Source organism: Fertoeibacter niger, from assembly GCF_009380135.2.
Classification (GTDB): domain Bacteria; phylum Pseudomonadota; class Alphaproteobacteria; order Rhodobacterales; family Rhodobacteraceae; genus Fertoeibacter; species Fertoeibacter niger.
Genome location: NZ_WHUT02000014.1, coordinates 48,563 through 67,925, shown reverse-complemented (window position 1 = coordinate 67,925; position 19,363 = coordinate 48,563). Strand labels below are relative to the sequence as shown.

The 19,363-nt window shown below is 66.3% G+C and carries 21 protein-coding genes; 10 read left to right on the top strand and 11 right to left on the bottom strand.

Going from position 1 to position 19,363, the window contains the following annotated elements:
- Nucleotides 1-22 precede the first annotated feature (22 nt).
- Nucleotides 23-1,249 carry a UbiH/UbiF/VisC/COQ6 family ubiquinone biosynthesis hydroxylase gene (locus GEU84_RS18530; RefSeq protein WP_152825277.1) on the top strand — a complete coding sequence of 409 codons (1,227 nt, stop codon included), beginning with the start codon at nucleotides 23-25 and terminating at the stop codon, nucleotides 1,247-1,249.
- 184 nt (nucleotides 1,250-1,433) lie between these two features.
- Here GEU84_RS18530 and GEU84_RS18525 read toward each other — a convergent pair whose 3' ends face one another.
- Genes GEU84_RS18525 through trxA form a run of 3 tightly spaced genes read right to left on the bottom strand, consistent with a single transcriptional unit; the run spans nucleotide 1,434 to nucleotide 3,247 of the window.
- Complete coding sequence (locus GEU84_RS18525) at nucleotides 1,434-1,613, bottom strand: Trm112 family protein (RefSeq protein WP_152825275.1); 180 nt, start codon at nucleotides 1,611-1,613, stop codon at nucleotides 1,434-1,436.
- Nucleotides 1,610-2,272, bottom strand: a complete 663-nt coding sequence (locus GEU84_RS18520) for an LON peptidase substrate-binding domain-containing protein (RefSeq protein ID WP_152825273.1) — start codon at nucleotides 2,270-2,272, stop codon at nucleotides 1,610-1,612. Before GEU84_RS18520 ends, GEU84_RS18525 begins: the two co-directional genes overlap by 4 nt.
- Nucleotides 2,273-2,332: 60 nt before the next feature.
- A complete protein-coding gene (gene trxA, locus GEU84_RS18515; protein WP_152825271.1) occupies nucleotides 2,333-3,247 on the bottom strand; it encodes a thioredoxin in 915 nt (304 codons plus the stop codon).
- 258 nt (nucleotides 3,248-3,505) lie between these two features.
- Here trxA and GEU84_RS18510 point away from each other — a divergent pair, with 258 nt between their 5' ends.
- Both GEU84_RS18510 and GEU84_RS18505 read left to right on the top strand, forming a co-directional pair.
- On the top strand, nucleotides 3,506-4,351 hold the full coding sequence (locus GEU84_RS18510) for a fumarylacetoacetate hydrolase family protein (protein ID WP_152825269.1): 846 nt from the start codon (nucleotides 3,506-3,508) through the stop codon (nucleotides 4,349-4,351).
- Between the two features lie 115 nt (nucleotides 4,352-4,466).
- Entirely contained in the window at nucleotides 4,467-5,105 is a 639-nt protein-coding gene (locus GEU84_RS18505; RefSeq protein ID WP_152825267.1) for a GDSL-type esterase/lipase family protein, read from the top strand.
- A gap of 105 nt (nucleotides 5,106-5,210) precedes the next feature.
- On the opposite strand, the gene GEU84_RS18500 is transcribed toward GEU84_RS18505, so the two are convergent.
- The 5 genes from GEU84_RS18500 to GEU84_RS18480 all read right to left on the bottom strand — a co-directional run bounded on the left by GEU84_RS18500 (nucleotide 5,211) and on the right by GEU84_RS18480 (nucleotide 9,289).
- Nucleotides 5,211-5,501 (bottom strand): hypothetical protein, encoded by a 291-nt coding sequence (locus GEU84_RS18500; protein ID WP_152825265.1) that lies wholly within the window; start codon nucleotides 5,499-5,501, stop codon nucleotides 5,211-5,213.
- Entirely contained in the window at nucleotides 5,491-6,543 is a 1,053-nt protein-coding gene (locus tag GEU84_RS18495; protein ID WP_174539989.1) for a hypothetical protein, read from the bottom strand. Before GEU84_RS18495 ends, GEU84_RS18500 begins: the two co-directional genes overlap by 11 nt.
- Nucleotides 6,540-6,944, bottom strand: coding sequence for a DUF4383 domain-containing protein (locus tag GEU84_RS18490; protein WP_338144834.1), 405 nt, complete (start codon nucleotides 6,942-6,944; stop codon nucleotides 6,540-6,542). Before GEU84_RS18490 ends, GEU84_RS18495 begins: the two co-directional genes overlap by 4 nt.
- Complete coding sequence (locus GEU84_RS18485; RefSeq protein WP_152825263.1) at nucleotides 6,941-8,413, bottom strand: FAD-binding protein; 1,473 nt, start codon at nucleotides 8,411-8,413, stop codon at nucleotides 6,941-6,943. The genes GEU84_RS18490 and GEU84_RS18485 overlap by 4 nt, the downstream gene beginning before the upstream one ends.
- An 87-nt stretch (nucleotides 8,414-8,500) precedes the next feature.
- Complete coding sequence (locus GEU84_RS18480; protein ID WP_152825261.1) at nucleotides 8,501-9,289, bottom strand: exodeoxyribonuclease III; 789 nt, start codon at nucleotides 9,287-9,289, stop codon at nucleotides 8,501-8,503.
- Between the two features lie 71 nt (nucleotides 9,290-9,360).
- Here GEU84_RS18480 and GEU84_RS18475 point away from each other — a divergent pair, with 71 nt between their 5' ends.
- On the top strand, nucleotides 9,361-10,587 hold the full coding sequence (locus GEU84_RS18475; RefSeq protein ID WP_152825259.1) for an MFS transporter: 1,227 nt from the start codon (nucleotides 9,361-9,363) through the stop codon (nucleotides 10,585-10,587).
- 146 nt (nucleotides 10,588-10,733) lie between these two features.
- On the opposite strand, the gene GEU84_RS18470 is transcribed toward GEU84_RS18475, so the two are convergent.
- Nucleotides 10,734-11,420, bottom strand: a complete 687-nt coding sequence (locus GEU84_RS18470; RefSeq protein ID WP_152825257.1) for a response regulator transcription factor — start codon at nucleotides 11,418-11,420, stop codon at nucleotides 10,734-10,736.
- A gap of 151 nt (nucleotides 11,421-11,571) precedes the next feature.
- Between GEU84_RS18470 and ribA the strand changes: the two genes are divergently transcribed.
- Genes ribA through GEU84_RS18455 form a run of 3 tightly spaced genes read left to right on the top strand, consistent with a single transcriptional unit; the run spans nucleotide 11,572 to nucleotide 15,094 of the window.
- Nucleotides 11,572-12,660: a GTP cyclohydrolase II gene (gene ribA, locus GEU84_RS18465; RefSeq protein ID WP_152825255.1), complete on the top strand. Its 1,089-nt coding sequence runs from the start codon at nucleotides 11,572-11,574 to the stop codon at nucleotides 12,658-12,660.
- Nucleotides 12,661-12,701: 41 nt separating this feature from the next.
- Complete coding sequence (locus tag GEU84_RS18460) at nucleotides 12,702-13,157, top strand: L,D-transpeptidase family protein (RefSeq protein WP_152825253.1); 456 nt, start codon at nucleotides 12,702-12,704, stop codon at nucleotides 13,155-13,157.
- Nucleotides 13,158-13,216: 59 nt separating this feature from the next.
- Nucleotides 13,217-15,094 (top strand): amylosucrase, encoded by a 1,878-nt coding sequence (locus GEU84_RS18455; RefSeq protein ID WP_152825251.1) that lies wholly within the window; start codon nucleotides 13,217-13,219, stop codon nucleotides 15,092-15,094.
- 3 nt (nucleotides 15,095-15,097) lie between these two features.
- On the opposite strand, the gene rlmH is transcribed toward GEU84_RS18455, so the two are convergent.
- Nucleotides 15,098-15,568, bottom strand: coding sequence for a 23S rRNA (pseudouridine(1915)-N(3))-methyltransferase RlmH (gene rlmH / locus GEU84_RS18450; RefSeq protein ID WP_152825249.1), 471 nt, complete (start codon nucleotides 15,566-15,568; stop codon nucleotides 15,098-15,100).
- Complete coding sequence (gene rsfS, locus GEU84_RS18445) at nucleotides 15,568-15,900, bottom strand: ribosome silencing factor (protein WP_420899295.1); 333 nt, start codon at nucleotides 15,898-15,900, stop codon at nucleotides 15,568-15,570. Before rsfS ends, rlmH begins: the two co-directional genes overlap by 1 nt.
- Nucleotides 15,901-16,388: 488 nt before the next feature.
- Here rsfS and GEU84_RS18440 point away from each other — a divergent pair, with 488 nt between their 5' ends.
- The 3 genes from GEU84_RS18440 to leuD all read left to right on the top strand — a co-directional run bounded on the left by GEU84_RS18440 (nucleotide 16,389) and on the right by leuD (nucleotide 19,153).
- Nucleotides 16,389-16,862 carry a DUF6404 family protein gene (locus GEU84_RS18440; protein ID WP_152825247.1) on the top strand — a complete coding sequence of 158 codons (474 nt, stop codon included), beginning with the start codon at nucleotides 16,389-16,391 and terminating at the stop codon, nucleotides 16,860-16,862.
- A gap of 264 nt (nucleotides 16,863-17,126) precedes the next feature.
- A complete protein-coding gene (leuC, locus tag GEU84_RS18435) occupies nucleotides 17,127-18,548 on the top strand; it encodes a 3-isopropylmalate dehydratase large subunit (RefSeq protein ID WP_152825245.1) in 1,422 nt (473 codons plus the stop codon).
- The gene (gene leuD / locus GEU84_RS18430) at nucleotides 18,548-19,153 is read left to right on the top strand and encodes a 3-isopropylmalate dehydratase small subunit (protein ID WP_152825242.1); all 606 of its coding nucleotides are present in this window, start codon (nucleotides 18,548-18,550) and stop codon (nucleotides 19,151-19,153) included. The genes leuC and leuD overlap by 1 nt, the downstream gene beginning before the upstream one ends.
- Nucleotides 19,154-19,363 lie beyond the last annotated feature (210 nt).

Sequence of the window (19,363 nt, the reverse complement as noted above, 5' to 3'; positions counted from 1 at the left end):
CGCGGACCACCATATTTGCACCATGACACAGGATGCCGATATTCTCATCGCCGGGGGCGGGCTGAACGGCCCGGCGCTGGCACTCGCGCTGGCGCAGGCGGGGCTTTCCGTCACGGTGATCGACGCGCGCCCCGCACCCGACCGGACCGAACCGGGGTTCGACGGGCGCGCCTATGCGCTGGCCATCGCCTCGCAACGGCTGCTGGGCATGCTGGGGGTCTGGCCCGCGGTGGGCCACAGGGCGCAGCCGATCCTGCAAATCAAGGCCAGCGACGGCCGGGCGGGCGAACGCCCCGCGCCGTTCTTCCTGACCTTCGACCATGCCGAGATCGAGGAAGGCCCGATGGGCTTCCTGCTGGAGGACCGGTTCCTTTACACCGCCTTCCGCAACGCCATGGCGGAGGATCCGCGCATCACGTTGCTTTCAGGCGAGACCGTGGTGGCGCAGGCGGTAACGGCCACCGGGGCTTCTGTCACACTCGCCTCGGGGGCCAGCCTGTCGGGCAAACTGCTGGTGGGCTGCGACGGGCGCGGCAGCGGCACCGCCACCCGCGCGGGGATCGGCCGCAGCGGCTGGGCCTATGGCCAGACCGCCCTTGTCACCGCCATCGCCCATGAACGCCCGCACCACGGCATCGCGCACCAGTATTTCATGCCCGCGGGGCCGCTGGCCATCCTGCCTCTGCCCGGCAACTTCAGCTCGATCGTATGGGCCGAGCCCGACGCACAGGCCGCCGCAATTCAGGCCCTGTCTGACACGGATTATCTGACCGCCCTGCGCCCCCGCTTCGGTGACTTTCTGGGCGACATTGCGCTGGCGGGCACGCGGTTCACCTATCCCCTGTCGCTCAGCCTTGCCAACAGCTTCATCGCGCCAAGGCTCGCGCTGGTGGGCGACGCCGCGCATGGCGTGCATCCGCTGGCAGGTCAGGGGCTGAACCTGGGCCTGCGCGACGTGGCGGCTTTGGCCGAGGTGGTGACACTGGCCCACCGGCGCGGCGAAGACATAGGCGCGCCCGACGTGCTGAACCGCTATCAGCACTGGCGCCGGTTTGACGCGACCGCGCTGGCACTGGGGATGGATGCGGTGAACCGGTTGTTTTCCAATGACAACCCCCTGCTTCGGCTGGGCCGCGATCTGGGCCTTGGCGCGGTCAACGCCTTGCCGCCCCTGCGCCGCGCTTTCATGCGGCAGGCGGCGGGGCTGACCGGCGATCTGCCGAAACTCTTGCAGGGCAAGCCGATCTGATCTGCGGTCAAGCGGCGCAGGGTTCGCTCCGAACCACCCTCCTGACATTTTCTGCCACCAAATGTCCCACGGGGGGTGATGAGCGACAAGAAATCGTCCGGTGGACGATTTCCGCGAAGAACGCCCGGCCGTGGCCGGGCTTGGGGGTGCAAAGCCCCCCGGCCTCGGCCCCATACGCCCCGCCTCAGATCTCGCGCGCTTCCGACACCAGCATGATCGGTATCCCGTCGCGTATCGGAAACGCCAGCCCCGCCGCACGTGATACCAGCCGGCCCACCTCGGCATCATAGGAAAGCGGCCCCTGCGTCACCGGGCAGACCAGCGCCTCCAGCATCCGCCTGTCGAACACCGCCCCTTCGGTCATTGCATCACCTCGTCGCCCGATCCGCCGCGCAGGGCGAATTCGATCAGCGTCACCAGCGTTTCGCGCCGGGTTTCCAGCGAGGGCGCCTCCAGCAGCGCCTGCTTGTCCTCAGGCGCAAAGGGGCACAGCATCGACAGCGAGTTGATCAGCAGCTCCTCCTCCGCCTCTTTCAGGCTGCCCCAGTCGGTCGAAAGCTCCATCGCCGCGAAATAGCGCCCCAGCAGCGCCAGAAATTCGCTGCGGTGAAACCCGCTGTCGGCCTCGACGCCACCCAGATCGCGGGCAAAGGGCGCCCAATCGACCAGACAGCGGCGGTAGGGGGTGAAGCCCTGCACTTCGGACAGCACGCGAAACCGCGAGATGCCCGACAGCGTGATCATGTAACGCCCGTCCTCGGTTTCGGAAAATCCGGTCAGCCGCCCGGCACAGCCAATGGCTTGCAGCCGCTTTTCGCCCGGCTGGCCAGCGGGATGCCCGCCCGGAACCTCGCGCGGCTGCACCATGCCGATCAGCCGGTGCCGCGTCTTCATCGCGTCTTCCAGCATCTGCAGATAGCGCGGCTCGAAGATGTGCAGCGGCAGGCGCGCACGGGGCAGCAGCAGCGCCCCCGGCAGGGGAAAGACCGCGATCGTCTCGGGAAGGTCGGCTGATTTTATCATGCCCTGCAACCTAGGCCGCGACCGGGGCCGGGCAATGACCCGGCCCTGCGACTTTGCCATTCATGCAAAGATCATCGACGACAGGCGGCGGCGGCCCTTCAGCACGATGGGATCCTGCGGCTTCAGCGCCTCGAAGATGGTCATCAACTGCGCCCGGGCCGCGCCACCGTTCCATTCGCGGTCACGGCGGAACAGGTCAAGCAACTGGTCCACCGCCTCGTCCACCTTGCCTGCGGCATGCAGCGCCAGCGCCAGATCAAACCGCGCCTGATGGTCGGCGGGGTCAGCCTCGACCGCCGCGCGCAACTCGGTTTCCGGACCCGCATTGGCGGCCTGCCGCGCCAGTTCGATCTGGGCACGCGCCGCCTCGATCTCCTTGGCCTTGGCAATGGGGGCCGGGGCGGCATCGGCAAAGGCCTGCGCCTGATCCAGTTCGCCCAGCGCCAGATGGCAACGGATCAGCCCGGCATAGGCGGGGGCATTGCCCGGCTCTTCGCCCAGGATGGCGGCAAAGGTTTCGGCGGCATCCACCACAGCACCCTCGGCCAGCATCTGTTCCGCGGCTTCCAGCGCCTCGCCCAGCCCGCCGTCACCGGCCAGCGCCGCCAGTTTTTCGACGAATTTCTTCAGGTCTGACGCAGGCAGCGCGCCCTGAAACGCATCAACCGGCTGACCCTGCCAGAAGGCAAAGACGGTGGGGATGGACTGCACCCGCAACTGCGCCGCAATGCGCTGGTTCTCATCCACATTCACCTTGACCATGCGCACCTTGCCGCCGGTCGCCTTCACCGCTGCCTCCAACATGGGGCCCAGCGTCTTGCAGGGGCCGCACCAGGGCGCCCAGAAATCGACAACCACCGGCGCCTCGCGGCTGGCCTCGATCACATCGGCCATGAAGGTGGCCTCGGATGTGTCCTTGATCGTGGCGGATGCCGCCGCTGGGGCTGCCGGAGCCTTGTCACCAAACCCGAACATGCCTGTCTCCCTCGGCTGAAAATCCTGTCCGGTATATGGCATCGGAGGGCGAAAGGCCAAGGGGCTTCGGGCCATGGGGATGACGCCATCCACCTTGCGCCCGATATTGCGCGGCATGCCGGGCAAATTTCCGTCCGGCGGTTCTTGCAGCCGAACGGGGCAACCGCCATGATCCGGCGCATTGCTTCACGACCACTTCCTTTCCCACTGGCGCATGCCCGGTCAAACGGCACCCGCGCCACCGACCGAGGACCGACCATGAAACTTCTCCGCCACGGCCCCGCAGGCGCCGAGCGCCCCGGCCTGCTGCATTCCGACGGCACGATCCGCGACCTGACGGGGCTGGTGCCCGACATCGGCGGCGCGATCCTGTCGGATGCGGGTCTGGCCATGCTGCGCGGCCTTGATGCCGCCAGCCTGCCAGTGGTCGATCCCGCCAACCGGCTGGGCCCCTGCGTGACCGGCACCGGCAAATTCATCTGCATCGGCCTGAACTATGCCGACCATGCGGCGGAATCTGGCATGGCCGTGCCACCCGAGCCCGTGATCTTCATGAAGGCCACCTCGGCCATCGTCGGCCCCAACGATCCGATCGTGATCCCCCGCGGCGCCGTCAAGACCGACTGGGAGGTGGAGCTTGCCGTCATCATCGGCACCCGCGCCAAATATGTGGCCGAGGCAGATGCTCTGGCCCATGTGGCGGGCTATGCCGTGACCAATGACGTCAGCGAGCGCTCCTTCCAGAACGAGCGTTCCGGCCAGTGGACCAAGGGCAAAAGCTGCGACAGCTTCGGCCAGATCGGCCCCTGGCTGGTGACACGCGACGCGGTGGCCGATCCGCAGGATCTGGCCATGTGGCTGACCGTGAACGGCGAGACGGTGCAGAACGGCTCCACCCGCACCATGGTCTACGGCGTGGCCCATATCGTCAGCTACCTGTCGCAGTTCATGACGCTGCACCCCGGCGACATCATCTCCACCGGAACCCCGCCCGGCGTGGGCATGGGCTTCAAGCCGCCGCGCTTTCTGAAACCGGGCGATGTGGTGGAACTGGGCATCGCTGGCCTCGGCCAGCAGCGCCAGGATGTGCTGGCCGACGCCTGACCCGCGCACCTGACGCCCGCGCCCGGCCCCGCCATTTTCGGCGGCCGGGCGCACACCGCGCCTGCCCCTTTCCCGCGCCGCCGCCGGCGGCCCATGACCAGCAACGAGGTCCGCCATGCCCTTCCTTCTGACCTTCGGCGACAGCAACACCCACGGCACCCCGCCCATCGTCACACGTGGCGACTACCACCGCTTTGATGCCGCAACCCGCTGGCCCACCCGCGCTCATGCGGCGCTTGGCCCGGGCTGGGAACTGGCCGAGGCGGGCCTGCCGGGCCGCACCGCGCAATTCGCCGATCCGGTGATGGGCGACCACATGAATGGCCAGTGGGGCCTGAAAATCGCCCTGCAAAGCCATGGCCCTGTCGATGTGATGACACTCATGCTGGGCACCAATGACGTGAAAACCCGCTTCGGCGCCTCGCCCGACATGGTCACGGCCGGCATCGCGGGCCTGCTCGACATCGCGCTGGGGCAAGAGATGCAGACCCGCCACGGCGGCTTCAAGGTGCTCCTGATCTGCCCGCCCCCGGTGCAGGAGCTTGGCCCCATCGCCAGCGAATTCATCGGATCGGCGGCCAAATCGCAGGCACTGGCCCCGCTTTACGCTGCCCTCGCCGCCGCGCGCGGCATCGGTTTCCTGAATGCGGGACAGGTGATAAAGACCAGCCCGGTGGACGGTATCCACTATGACAAGCTGGCGCATGCCGCACTGGCAGATGCCGTGGCTGGGGCCATCAAAGCCATGATCTGAAGGCATTTTCTGTCTTCAAATATCCCCCGCGGAGCGCCCCGGCCCGTGGCGACCGGCACCGCCGGTGGCGTTCCGCACCAAATTTTTTCCTGCAAAAAATTTGGCCTAGCCCGCATCCTGCGGCAAACAGCCGGTCAGCCCGGCGGGCAGCACCAAGAGCGCCCCCGCGCCATAAAGCGCCGCCACCAAGCCTGCGCCGCCCGACACCGTCACGCTGAACGGGCCGCGCGACAGCACCGCCACGCCTGCGGGCAGGTCCGCCAGCCCGCCCGGCGGCACAATCACCAGCGCCGCCGGGGCCGCGCCCGACAGCCGCATCACCAGTGCCAGCACGCCGATCCAGCCCAGCAGAACCAAAGTCAGGCCAGCCGCCCACAGCCGTCCGTCAATAGTCATGCACATGCTCCAGCCGCGCCGCACCATCCGCCAGCCCGCGCAGCGCATCAGCCAGACCGGCGACCTTGACCACCAGCAAGTGCCGCGTGCCAGAATGGCCCTGCCGGGGCAGGCTCAACAGCGCGCCGGCATACAACGGCGCATCCGCGATCACGCTGAGCATGATGTCGTCATTCCCGGCAATCTCCACGAAATCCGCGCCTTCAGCCGCCAGCAGCACCGCCAGTTCGGTAAAGGCGCGGTAGCGCGGCGTTTCCACCTCCACCCCCTCGGGGCGGGTGCCGATCACCGTCACGCCAGGCACAGCCGCCAGCGCCTCGGGCGTCATCCCGCCGATCACCGCCCGCAGGGTCAGCGCATCGCCCCCCACACCTGCCACCGCCGCCGCGATCAGCCCCGCATAGGCGGCCTTGGCGTGGTATTCCAGCCCCAGCGCCAAACGCCGCTCGCGGTCGCGGAACACGCCGCTGCTGCCCGCCGCCAGCGCCGCCGCATCGGCGCGGAAATCCCATTTGTACCACGGCACCTGTTGCAGAAACCGTGCGTATTCCGCCGCTTGCTGCGCCGAAAGATCATCCAGCGGCGCATGCGCCCTGCCACGTATCATGGTCGCCATCCGGCCCAGCGTTTCCTCATACGCCGCCTTCAGCAACAGTTCGGCGGTAAAGGATACACCGATGACATAGACCATCTGCTTGGTCTGCCATGTCGCGCCACCATGCCCCGACGCTACCTGGTTCAGAGTGCACAGCGACGACCAGAACCCCCCGATGCTGCGCAGGAAACCGAAATCATGCGGATTGCCCGCCGCGATCACCGCCGCATAATCGTCATAGGCATGCACGATATGCCATTCAGGCCAGGTCAGGAATGTGCGCGATTCCGCGCGCCGGTCCGCCTCTGGCAGAATGGGCGCATAATCATCAGCCGCCACCGCACCACGGCAGGCAGTTTCGGTATAGGCCACCGGTGCAAGCACGACCGCCAGCAGCAGCGCGGCCACCAGCAGCACCCGCCCCAGAATGCGCCCGAACACCCTCACCGCCGCAACCCCGCCACCAGCGCCACACCGCCCAGCCCGATATGTGGCAGGTTGGCCAGTATCTTGAACCCAAAGGGCAGCGCCACCACGCCGTTGGTGAATATCCCGAAATCCAGATAGCCGGACCCGAACGCCAGCCCCATCAGCCCATCCGCCAGATACAGCGCGCCGAACAGCACAAGGAACATCCGCGCCGCCCGGGCCGAGATCAGCGCCGCCGCCAGCGCCCACAGGGCCGAGGCCAGATGCAGCGCATCGTCAAACAGATCCAGCGCAAAGATGCCGAAGGCGCGGCCATCGGCATCGGTCAGCCCGGGAATGTAGTTCAGCGCCGCCGCCCCCAGCAGCACCACGAAATACCCCAGCGCGATTTTCTGATGCCCGCCCATCCTGCCCCTCATATATCCGCCATGTATCTGTCCCACAGCGCGTTGCGCAGTACCAGCCCCGGGTCAAGCTGCCGCTTCAGCGCCACGAACTCTGCCGCCCGCGCATAGCCCTGCCGGAATTGCGCCTGCGTGGCATGCAGCCGGTAGGGCAGGTAATAGCTGCCGCCGATGCCCTGCACCGCCCCGATCAGCGCGGCGGTCATCCGCGCCATGTCGGCCTCGGCCCGGGCGGTCATTTCCTGGCTGAACAGCATGACGGCGGCGATGCGCGGCCCGTCGGGGGCATAGGACAACAGGCTTTCGGCGTCCTGCGCCACCCAGCGCAGCGTCACATTCAGCAGATCCTGATAGGACGCCGGGATGATCGCGCGGCAGACCTCCAGAAAGGCCGGAAACGCCTCGGGTGCCACGAAATATTCGTGCAATATGTCGGTGCGCGTGGGGTCGCGGTCATCCAGCGTGATGACAGGCTCGTTCAGCAGGCTGTTGCGGGTGGCGGCCCCTGCCAGCCGCGCGCCGATGCCGGTCTCGATGCCCCATCGGCGGCGCTTCACCCAATCCGACCCCAGCTGCGCGCGGAAGATATGCCGCGAGGCATGCGACAGCGCACCCGAGCCGGAAGCAGGCGGCAGATCGCCCTGATCCGCCGCCGCGCGGTATGTGACCAACATAGCCTCGGTGAAAAACCCCGCGCGGTCCACGTTCAGCCGGCCATAGGCCATGGGCACATCCGGCCCCATCGCCCCGGCAAAGGCGGTGCTGAAATCCCGGGCCTGCATCACGGCGAATGTGGGTTCCAACAACAGGTTCGGCGCGGCCTGCACCTCCAGATCGGTGATCAGGCCGATCAGGCCATAGCCGCCCATCGCCGCATTGAAGATCGCGGTGTTTTCGTCGCGCGAGGCGCGGATCGCACTGCCATCGGCCAGCACCATGCCAAGCGACAAAACGGTTGCCCCCATCGGCCCCAGCGGCGCGGGCCAGCCATGGGCGTTGACGCTGAACGTCGCCGCCACGCCGAAATCATGGTTCGATTGCATCACTTTGGGCGACAGGCCCAGCGGATCAAGCGCCGCGATCACCTGCCGCCAGCGCGCCCCCGCCTGCACCCGGTAGGTATCACCGCTGACCACCACAGCGGCATTGTCCAGCGACAGCGCATGGCCATCGCGCGGAATGGCCTGCCCGCCCATCGAATGCCGCGCCGCCCCGATGTTCACCGCCCGGCCCTCGGCCCGCGCCGCCGCCAGTTCGGCCCGCAGCGCATCAACCAGCGCCGTATCGGTGTCATTGAAACCGGCCTGCCGGAACACCGGGGTTTCGCTCAACAAACTGGCGTCGTTCAGCAGGCCGTCGCCACCGCCCGGCACGATCAGCCCCGCGCCCGTGGTGGAAAAGCCGTCCGGTGCCAGCGCCCGCGCGCCATAGGCACCCAGCGCAGCCCCGCCCCCCAGCAACAACGCCCGCCGTGTCAGCGCCATATCCGCCCCCGCTCAGCCGCCCATCCGGTCAGGTTTGCGGCGAAGCCTTGTGCGGGGCAAGTGCGGATTTCAGACGCGCGCGGGCGATCACAGATCAAACGTCGCAAACACCGGCGCGTGGTCGGATGGCTGTTCCCACCCCCGCACGGCGCGAAGGATGCGGCTGGAATGGGCGGCCCCGGCGATGTCGGGCGTGGCCCAGATATGGTCCAGCCTGCGGCCCTTGTCTGCGGCATCCCAGTCGGGCGAGCGGTAGGACCACCACGAATACAGCAGGCCTTCGGGAATGTCCTTACGCGTCACGTCCACCCAGGCCCCCGATTCCATGGCGGCCAGCAGATGCTCCACCTCCACCGGCGTATGGCTGACGATCTTCAGCAGCGCCTTGTGGTTCCACACGTCATCCTCGCGGGGCGCGATGTTCAGATCGCCCACCAGAATGGCGCGGTCGGGCCGCTCCCACCGGAAATAATCGCGCAGTTCGGTCAGGTAATCCAGTTTCTGCCCGAACTTCTCGTTCAGCGCGCGGTCGGGGATGTCGCCCCCGGCGGGCACATAGCAGTTGTGGATGGTCACGCCGTTTTCCAGCCGCGCCGCCACATGCCGCGCATGGCCAAGCTGGGCGAAATCCTTGTCGCCCGCATCCATGATCGGCAGTTTCGACAGGATGGCGACGCCGTTGTAACCCTTCTGCCCCCGCGCCACGAGATAGCGGTAGCCCAGCCCATGAAACGCCTCCAGCGGGATCTTGTCCACCGGGCTTTTGCATTCCTGAAGGCACAGGATGTCGGGCGTTTCCTCACCCAGAAGCCGCAGCACCAAAGGTTCGCGCAGCCGCACCGAATTGATGTTCCAGGTGGCGAGGGTGAAGGGCATGGCTGTCTCCGGGTTGACTTGGCCGCACGATAGCGGGAGCGTGGCCTGCCTGCCACCCGGAAAGGGCTGCCATGACCGCATCCTTGCTGCGCACCAACCGCAACTTCCGCCTGCTGTTTTCCTCCAGCATTGTGACCAATCTGGGCGATGGCGTGTCGGCACTGGCGCTGCCGTGGTTTGCCACGCTTCTGACCCGCGACCCGGTGCTGATCGGGCTGGTGGCGGCGGCGCAGCGCCTGCCATGGCTTCTGTTTGCCCTGCCCGCGGGGGTCTGGACCGACCGTGCCGACCACCGCCGCCTGATGGCGCGGGCCGATCTGCTGCGCTGCGGGCTGACACTGGGCATCGTGGCGCTGGCGCTTTCCGCCCCGGCGCAGGGGCAGGTGATCTGGCCGCTGGCGCTGCTGGCCTTCCTTCTGGGCAGCGCCGAGGTGCTGCGCGACAACGCCGCCCAAACCATCCTGCCCCGCGTGGTGGCTCCGCAGGATCTGGAGCGTGCCAATGGCCAGATGTGGAGCGCGGAACAGGTGACGGGCCAGTTCATCGGCCCGCCCCTGGCCGGGGTGCTGATCGGGCTGGGCATTGCCGTGCCCTTCGGCTTTGATGCCGCCACCTTTGCGCTGGCCGCGCTGTTGGTCTGGCTGATGGTGCTGCCACCCCGCGCGGCCCCCGCCCCGCAGCGGTTCTTCGCCGCGCTGCGCGAGGGGGCGCTGTGGATCTGGGCGCACAAGACAATCCTGCATCTGGCGCTGATGCTGGGCTGCGTGAATTTCCTGCATATCGGCTGCTTCACCATTCTGGTGCTTTACGCGCAAGAGGTGCTGGGGCTGACCGCCCTTGGCCATGGCCTTTTGCTGACCTGCGGGGCGGCGGGCGGTGTCATCGGCGGGCTGGTGGCGCCCCGGGTGGCGGCAAGGCTGGGCATGCGCGCCAGTCTGGTGGCAGCAATGGCGGTGTTTCTGGGCGGCTATCTGCTGCTGGCGCTCTGGGCCTCGCCCGTCGTGGCCGGGATCGCGCTGTTCATCGAGGCGGCGGCGTCGATGCTGTGGAACGTGGTCACGGTGTCCTACCGCCAGCGGAAGATCCCCGGCGAAATTCTGGGCCGGGTCAACAGCATCTACCGGTTCTTCGGCTGGGGCTCGATGCCCTTGGGGGCGCTGTTCGGCGGCGCGATGGTGGCAATGGCGGCCGAGCCGCTGGGCCGCGATCTGGCGCTGCGGCTGCCGTTTGTCGTGGCGGCGGCAGGGATGGCGGTGTTGTGCCTTATCGTGGCCTTCCGCCTGCGGCTGGACCGCTGAGGGCAAAAAAAGGCCGGGCACAAGGCCCGGCCAGGTCCAACAGGGAGGTGCCGTGTCATGACCCCGACACGGCGAGGGGAACTCGTGGGCGAAACAGTTGCGCCATAATTACCATATACCGTGCAATTAGGGCAACAATACGACCATCAGGCAACAAGGCGGTAGCCACCGCTTTCGGTCACCAGCAGCCGCGCATTCGACGGATCGGGTTCGATCTTCTGGCGCAACCGGTAGATGTGGGTCTCTAGCGTGTGGGTTGTAACGCCAGCATTATACCCCCAGACCTCGTGAAGCAAGATATCCCGTGCCACCACACCTTGCGATGCGCGGTAAAGATACTTCAGGATGTTCGTCTCTTTCTCGGTCAGGCGGATTTTCTTTTCCTTTTCGTCAACCAGCATTTTCTGCGCGGGTTTGAACGTATAGGGGCCCAACTGGAACACGGCATCTTCGGATTGTTCATGCGTGCGCAGCTGCGCCCTGATGCGCGCCAGCAACACCGGAAACTTGAACGGCTTGGTCACATAATCATTCGCGCCCGCGTCCAGCCCCAGAATCGTGTCGGCGTCCGAATCATGGCCCGTCAGCATCAGGATCGGGCATTTGACGCCCTGCTTGCGCATGCGGCGGCACAACTCGCGCCCGTCGGTATCGGGCAGGCCCACATCAAGGATCACCAGATCGTAAAGCGCGGCCTTCGCCTTTTCCATGCCCTCGGCGCCCGACCCGGCTTCGAACACGTCGAAATCCTCGGTCATCACCAATTGCTCGCTAAGCGCCTCGCGCAGGTCGTCATCATCGTCGACCAGCAGAATTTTCCGTAAGGATGCCATTGTGTTGCTCCTCTTCCTGTGATCCCAGATGCGCGCCCCTGACCATTTCGGCAAGCTATGCGACAGTTTACTCACGCGGACGTGTCGCCTGGCGGGGATATGTTTCAATTTCCGACAGCCAAGGCTAGACAGGCGGGGAAAGGAAGCCCGCATGACCCTTGCCCCCAGCATCGTCGAACGTCTTGCCCGCGCGCGCGGCGATCTGCGCATGGGCGTGCCGGTGGTGCTGACCGATGCGGGCCGTGCCGCGCTGGTCGTGGCGGTGGAATCGCTGGAGGCCCCGCGTCTGGCCGAATTGCGCGCCATGGGCCAGCCGGAACTGGCGATCACCGTGCGGCGGGCGGAAACGCTGAAGGTGCGCGCCTATGACGGCGATCTGGCGCGCATCGCCCTGCCCCCCGATGCCGGGCTGGACTGGCTGCATGCCATGGCCGACCCGGTGGATGACCTGCGCGTGCCGATGAAAGGCCCGTTCCAGTCGTTGCGCGATGGCCCCGCCGACCTGCACCGCGCCGCGATTGCGCTGGCCAAATCGGCGCATCTGCTGCCCGCCGCACTGGTGTTGCCAGTGCCTGACGGGCTTGCCTTGGCCGGTCGCCACGGCCTGACGCTGATCCCGCTGGCCGAGGCTGCGCCCGAACTGCTGCGCGCATCCCCGCTGCATCCGGTGGTGTCGGCCCGGCTGCCCATGGTCGCCTCCACCGCAGGCCGCGTGCATATCTTCCGCCCCGAGGATGGTGGCGAGGAACATTACGCCATCGAGATCGGCCGCCCAGACCGTTCCGCCCCCGTGCTGGCCCGGCTGCATTCGGCCTGTTTCACCGGCGATGTGCTGGGATCGCTGAAATGCGATTGCGGGCCGCAACTGCGCGCGGCTTTGGCGCAGATGGGCGCGGCGGGCGCGGGCGTGCTGCTGTATCTGAACCAAGAAGGGCGCGGCATTGGCCTTGCCAACAAGATGCGCGCCTATGCCTTGCAGGATCAGGGGTTCGACACGGTGCAGGCCAATCACCGGCTGGGATTCGAGGATGACGAGCGTGATTTCCGCCTTGGCGCGGGCATCCTGCGGCAGATGGGCTTTTCCGCCGTGCGGCTTTTGACCAACAACCCGCGCAAGCTGGCGATGATGGAAAGCAACGGCATCCATGTTGCCGAACGGGTGCCGCTGCATGTGGGCCAGACCGCGCAGAACGCGGATTATCTGGCGACCAAGGCCGCCAAATCGGGGCATCTGCTGTGAAGGCGTCCGACATTGTGGTGGGTCGGCAGGGCGCGCGTTTCATGGGCCGCCGTTTCCCCTGCGCCATCGGGCGCGGCGGCATCACTGATGCAAAGCGCGAGGGCGACGGCGCGACCCCGCGCGGCACCCACCGCATCGTGGGCCTGCTGTATCGCCCTCATCGTCTGGCCCCCGCCCGGTTGCCGGACTGGGCGCTGCCCATCGGCCCCGGCGACCTGTGGTCAGATGACGTGACCGACCCCAACTACAACCTGATGGTGCGGCGCCCCCACCCTTTCGGCCATGAAAGCCTGACCCGGCCCGACCCGCTCTATGACCTGATCCTGATCACCGACTGGAACTGGCCCGAGGCGACGCCGGGCAAAGGTTCGGCCATCTTCATCCACACATGGCGCAGGCCGCGCTACCCCACCGCGGGCTGCGTGGCCTTTGCCCGGGCAGACCTGTTGTGGATCGCCAACCGCATCCGCCACGAAACCCGGCTGATCATCCGCTGACACCCCTTCTCAAACCGCTTTGGCCCGCTTATCCTAACGCCATTCAGGGGGAGGATGCCATGCCAGCCAGTCCGCGCGTCACGGATGACGAGATCTTCACGCTGCGCCTGAACCGCAGCGCGCCCGACCTCTGGCCGATGCTGGAGGCGCTTTATGGCCAGCGCCCCGATTACCCCGCCTTTTGCGAAACCTTGCTGAAAACCCTGCGCAAGGCATGGAAATCCCGCCCCGATGACCTGCGCCGGCTGGATCTGCAACGCGATCTGGAGCCCGACTGGTTTCAGCGGTCAGACCGCGCGGGCTATGTGTTCTACATCGACCGTTTTGCCGGCACGCTGAAGGGCGTTCTGGACAAACTCGATTACCTGCAAGACCTTGGCATCACCTATGTCCATTTCATGCCCTGCCTGAAACCGCGCCCCGGCGACAGCGACGGCGGCTATTCGGTGATGGATTACCGCGCCATCAACCCCGCCTATGGCACGATGGCTGATTTTGCCGAGGTGGCGGCGGCGCTGCGGGCACGCGGCATCTGCCTGTGCGTCGATCTGGTGCTGAACCACACCGCCAAGGAACATGCCTGGGCGAAAAAGGCCGCCAAGGGCCATGCGAAATATCAGGATTACTACCTGATGTTCGACGATGACACGCTTCCAAAGCGGTATGAACAAACGCTGGTCGAGGTGTTCCCCGACAATGCCCCCGGCAATTTCACCCATTACGACTTTGGCAAATGGGTCTGGACGACGTTCAACGAACACCAGTGGGATCTGAACTGGGCCAACCCGCAGGTGTTCGTGGAAATCGTGGACATCATGCTGAACCTTGCCAATCAGGGCGTGGATGTGGTGCGGCTGGATGCCGTGGCCTTCATGTGGAAACGCATGGGCACGCGCTGCCAGTCGGAACCCGAGGTGCACATGATCCTGCAAGCCCTGCGGGCGTGCAGCCGCATCGCCACCCCGGCGCTGATCCATCTGGAAGAGGCGATCGTGGCCCCCGCCGAAATGCTGCCCTACTTCGGCCGCGGCAGGCATGATGGCAAAGAGGGCAACCTTGCCTATCACAACAGCCTGATGGTGCAGTTCTGGTCGGCGCTGGCCACCCGCGACACCACGATGATGACCCATGTGCTGCGCACGCATTTCCCGCCGGTGCTGAGCAACGCCACCTATGCCACCTATATCCGCTGTCATGACGACATCGGCTGGGCCATCACCGACGAGGATGCGGCGGCGCTTGGCATCAGCGGCCCCGGCCACCGCGCCTATCTGTCAGAGTTCTACGAAGGTGGCTTCCCCGGTTCCTTCGCCAAGGGCCTGCCGTTTCAGGTGAACGAGGCGACGGGTGACAAGCGCATATCCGGCAGTTTCGCGTCGCTGGCCGGGCTGGAAAAGGCGGCGGGCGATGCGGGGGCCGAGGATGCCGCCGTGCAGCGCATACTGCTGGGCCATGCGCTGATCGCGGCCTTTGGCGGCATTCCCCTGATCTATATGGGTGATGAGCTGGCCATGCTGAACGATTACAGCTACCGCGACCGGCCCGACCACGCGCATGACAGCCGCTGGCTGCACCGCCCGGTGATGGACTGGCAAGCAGCCGCCGCGCGCGAGGAAAGTGGCCGCCCCGGCGCGCGGGTGTTCCGCGGCCTGCGCCACATCCTTGCGCGGCGCAAGGCCACCCCCGCCCTGCATGGCGCGGTGCCGACCGACATGCTTCTAACCGGCATCCCCGGCATCTTTGCCTTTACCCGCCGCGCCCCCGCGGGGCCGGTGCTGTGCCTGTTCAACTTTGCCGAAGACTGGCGCCATGTGCCGCTGGATTTCATCCGCGCGCAGGGTGTGTCCCTGCTGCATGACGCGCTGTCGGATCAGCCGGTCACGCCGCATGACGGGGCCGTGGTGCTGCCCCCGCATGGCAGGGTCTGGCTGATCTGAGCGTCAGGCCCGGTGATACGGCCCGCCCGCCAGAATCGTCGCGGCGCGGTAAAGCTGTTCGGCCAGCATCACCCGCACCAGCATGTGCGGCCAGACCATCGCCCCGAAGGACAGCGCGAAATCCGCGCGGTCGCGCAGGGCGGGGGCAAGGCCATCGGCCCCGCCGATCACAAAGGCCACATCATGCCGCCCGCCATCGCGCCACCGGGCGAGTTGCGCGGCAAATTCAGGGCTGGGCAGCACGCGCCCGCGTTCATCCAGCACCGCCAGCAGCGCGCCCTGCGGAACGGCCCGGGCCAGCAGGTCGCCCTCGGCCTCCATCCCGCCGCCGCGCTTGTCCTCCACCTCGTGCTCTGCCGCCGGGCCAAGGCCCAGGGCCCGCCCGGTGCGGTCAAACCGTTGCAGGTAATCATCCACCAATACGCGCTCGGGGCCAGCCCTCAGCCGCCCCACCGCGCACAGATGCAACCGCATCAGTCGGGGATCATATCCGAAGACAGCCCCTGGGTGCCGCCCGGAAGCCACATCTTTTCAAGCTGATAGAATTCGCGCACTTCGGGGCGGAACACATGCACGATCACATCGCCCGTGTCGATCAGCACCCAGTCGCCGGTTTCCTTGCCCTCGACCTTGGACAGGCGGTTGAAATCAACCTTCAACCGGTCCATCAGCTTTTCCGAGATTGCCGCCACCTGGCGCGACGACCGGCCCGAACATATCACCATGTAATCGGCCATGTCAGACCGCCCGCGCAGGTCGATCTGCACGATCTCTTCGGCCTTGTCGTCTTCCAGCGAGGCCAGCACATGCGCAAGCAGCGCTTCGCTGGTGGGCTGGTCGGCCATGGTGGTGGAAGGCAGCGTCGCCGTCATGCGCGAAGGCCGCGGCCCGACCGGCAGCCCGGTCGCAGGGTCAGAATGAGACAGGACATCGTCCTCCAAGTGTTGCACGCCGATCATGCCCCGGCGCAAGGCATAGCTCAAAGCCTAGCATCGCCCGGGTCAAATCTCAATGACAGGCACCGGGCGCGGCAGGAAGGCGCTGTGACTACGCCTTGAAACGCTGGTGTGCAAGGCCGAATCCTGCCCGCGCCCTGCCCGAATTGGCCGGTTTGCAGCCCGGGTTTGCAGGCAATGCGCGCAGCCCGCGCAGCGATCCGCGACCAGACCGGGCCGGCGGGGCGTGCCGCAACCTTGGCGTGCAAGGCAAAATGCCACTTCGCCGCCAAAGAATCGCCACAGCAGCGCGACAGGCTTGGGGAAACTCGCACGATCCGCCACACCCAGAGGTTGCCATGCCGGACAGAGATTTTGACGCCCGCCTTGCCCGCATTTCTCAGAACCACCAGACGCAGCGCGCATCCGCTGCCGCACCCCGCCCCACGGGCGGCCGCCCCGGCAATTACCGCGACCGGCTGAACCGCGCCCTGGCCGTGGCGGCCGCAGCGGGCATCAGCCGCGACGCGGGCTTTCCGCCCCTGATGCGCGGCCTTGCCGCGATGGGCCTGCCGGTCCGTCCTCTGCATTTCAAATCGGCGCTGTCGCTGTTCATCTCGGGCCTGCTGCTGGGGCTCTTCATCTTTGGCGGGGTGCTGTGGCTGGTCTCGGCCCCGGATGTGGGCGCGCCAAGCCGGGGGCCGATTGCCGGGCTTGTCAGCCTGGGCTTGCCGGGCGTCCTGGTCATGTCAACCATCATCGGCATCGCCTTTGCCGTCATCATCCGCGCGCAGGCTATGCGGGCCGGCCTGCCCCGCTGGCGCGATCTGTAAGGCCAGTTCAGCAGTCGCAGGCCCCGGTTTTCCTCAACAATCATGCAACCGCGCACGGGCTGGGCCGGGGCCACGGCCCCGCCAACACTTGCCTGATGCCGGATTCGGGCGTATCAGAACCGTCATGATACGGTTTTTCGACATAGACGATCGCACGCGGCTGCCCTGGCGGTTTCATGGCGCGACGCTTTCGGTCCTCGCGCGCCTCTGATCGCGCGCGCCGTCCCTGCATATCGTGACATCAGCCATCTGCGAGAGAGAGCCATGACCGGCCCAAAAACCCTGTATGACAAAATCTGGGACGACCACGTCGTTCACCAGGCCGAAGACGGCACCTGCCTGCTGTATATCGACCGCCATCTGGTGCATGAAGTCACCAGCCCCCAAGCCTTTGAGGGCCTGCGCATGACCGGGCGCCGCGTCCGCGCGCCGGAAAAGACCATCGCCGTGCCCGATCACAACGTGCCCACCACGCTGGACCGCGCCAATGCCGCCACCATGACCGAGGACAGCCGCATCCAGGTGGCCGCGCTGGACCAGAACGCCCGCGATTTCGGTGTGCATTATTACCCCGTGTCCGATGTGCGGCAGGGCATCGTGCATATCGTCGGCCCCGAACAGGGCTGGACCCTGCCCGGCATGACCGTGGTCTGCGGCGACAGCCACACCGCGACGCACGGCGCCTTCGGCAGCCTCGCGCATGGCATCGGCACCTCTGAAGTGGAGCATGTGCTGGCCACCCAGACGTTGATCCAGCGCAAGGGCAAGAACATGAAGGTGGAGATCACCGGCTCCCTGCGCCCCGGCGTCACCGCGAAAGACATCACCCTCAGCGTCATCGGTGTAACCGGCACGGCGGGCGGCACCGGCTATGTCATCGAATATTGCGGGCAGGCGATCCGCGAACTGTCGATGGAAGGCCGCATGACCGTGTGCAACATGGCCATCGAGGGCGGCGCGCGCGCGGGCCTCATCGCACCGGACGAGAAAACCTTCGCCTATTGCATGGGCCGCCCGCACGCACCCAAAGGTGCGGCATGGGAAGCCGCCGTCGCCTATTGGAAAACCCTGTTCACCGACGAGGGCGCGCATTTCGACAAGGTGGTGACGATCAAGGGCGAGGATATTGCCCCGGTGGTGACATGGGGCACCAGCCCCGAAGACGTGCTGCCGATCACCGGCGTGGTGCCCAGCCCGTCCGATTTCACCGGCGGCAAGGCAGAGGCGGTGCAGCGCAGCCTTGACTACATGGGCCTGACCCCCGGCCAGAAACTGTCCGACATTGCCATCGACACCGTGTTCATCGGTTCCTGCACCAATGGCCGGATCGAGGATCTGCGCGCGGCGGCGGCCATCCTGAAGGGCAAGAAGAAAAAAGACGGCATCCGCGCCATGGTCGTTCCCGGCTCGGGTCTGGTGCGGGCGCAGGCGGAGGAAGAGGGTCTGGCACAGATCTTCATCGACGCCGGGTTTGAATGGCGTCTGGCGGGCTGCTCCATGTGCCTTGCGATGAACCCCGACCAGTTGGCCCCGGGCGAGCGTTGCGCGGCCACGTCGAACCGCAACTTCGAGGGCCGTCAGGGCCGGGGTGGCCGCACCCATCTGCTCAGCCCCGCCATGGCGGCGGCTGCGGCGATCACCGGCCACTTGACCGACGTGCGCGAGATGATGAGGGAGATGGTCTGATGGACAAGTTCACCACCCTGACCGGCATCGCGGCACCCATGCCGCTGGTCAATATCGACACCGACATGATCATCCCGAAACAGTTCCTGAAAACCATCGCCCGCACCGGCCTTGGCAAGAACCTGTTTGACGAGATGCGCTATACCCAGGATGGGGCCGAGATCCCCGATTTCGTGCTGAACCAGCCCGCCTGGCGCAACGCGGAAATCATCGTGGCGGGTGACAACTTCGGCTGCGGATCCTCGCGCGAACATGCGCCATGGGCCCTGCTGGATTTCGGCATCCGCTGTGTGATCGCCACCAGCTTTGCCGACATCTTCTACAACAACTGCTTCAAGAACGGCATCCTGCCCATCGTTCTGCCCAAGGAAGCGGTCGATGTGCTGATGGACGACGCCCGAAAGGGGGCCAATGCCCGCATGGTTGTCGATCTGGAAGGCCAGACCGTCACCACCTCGGATGGCCAGAGCTTTGCCTTTGACGTGGACGGCCACCGCAAGCATTGCCTTATCAACGGCTTGGATGACATTGGCCTGACGCTGGAAAAGGCCGCCGCCATCGACAGCTTCGAGGCGCGGGCGGCCACATTGCGCCCTTGGGCCTGACCAGCAATTCCCCACAATATCTGGGGCCGCCCACCCGGGGCGGCCCTTTTTCATGCCTGTCTTTGATGCATCACGGCGACACATTCCGGCTGCCCAGCCCGGAATGATTGGATTTTTTCAATGCACAGTTGCGGGCTTCGCAGAAAGAAGGCACAATTTAGGCAGGATTGAGGCAACGGCAACAACCCGCCGCAACGTGCGGGGATGCCG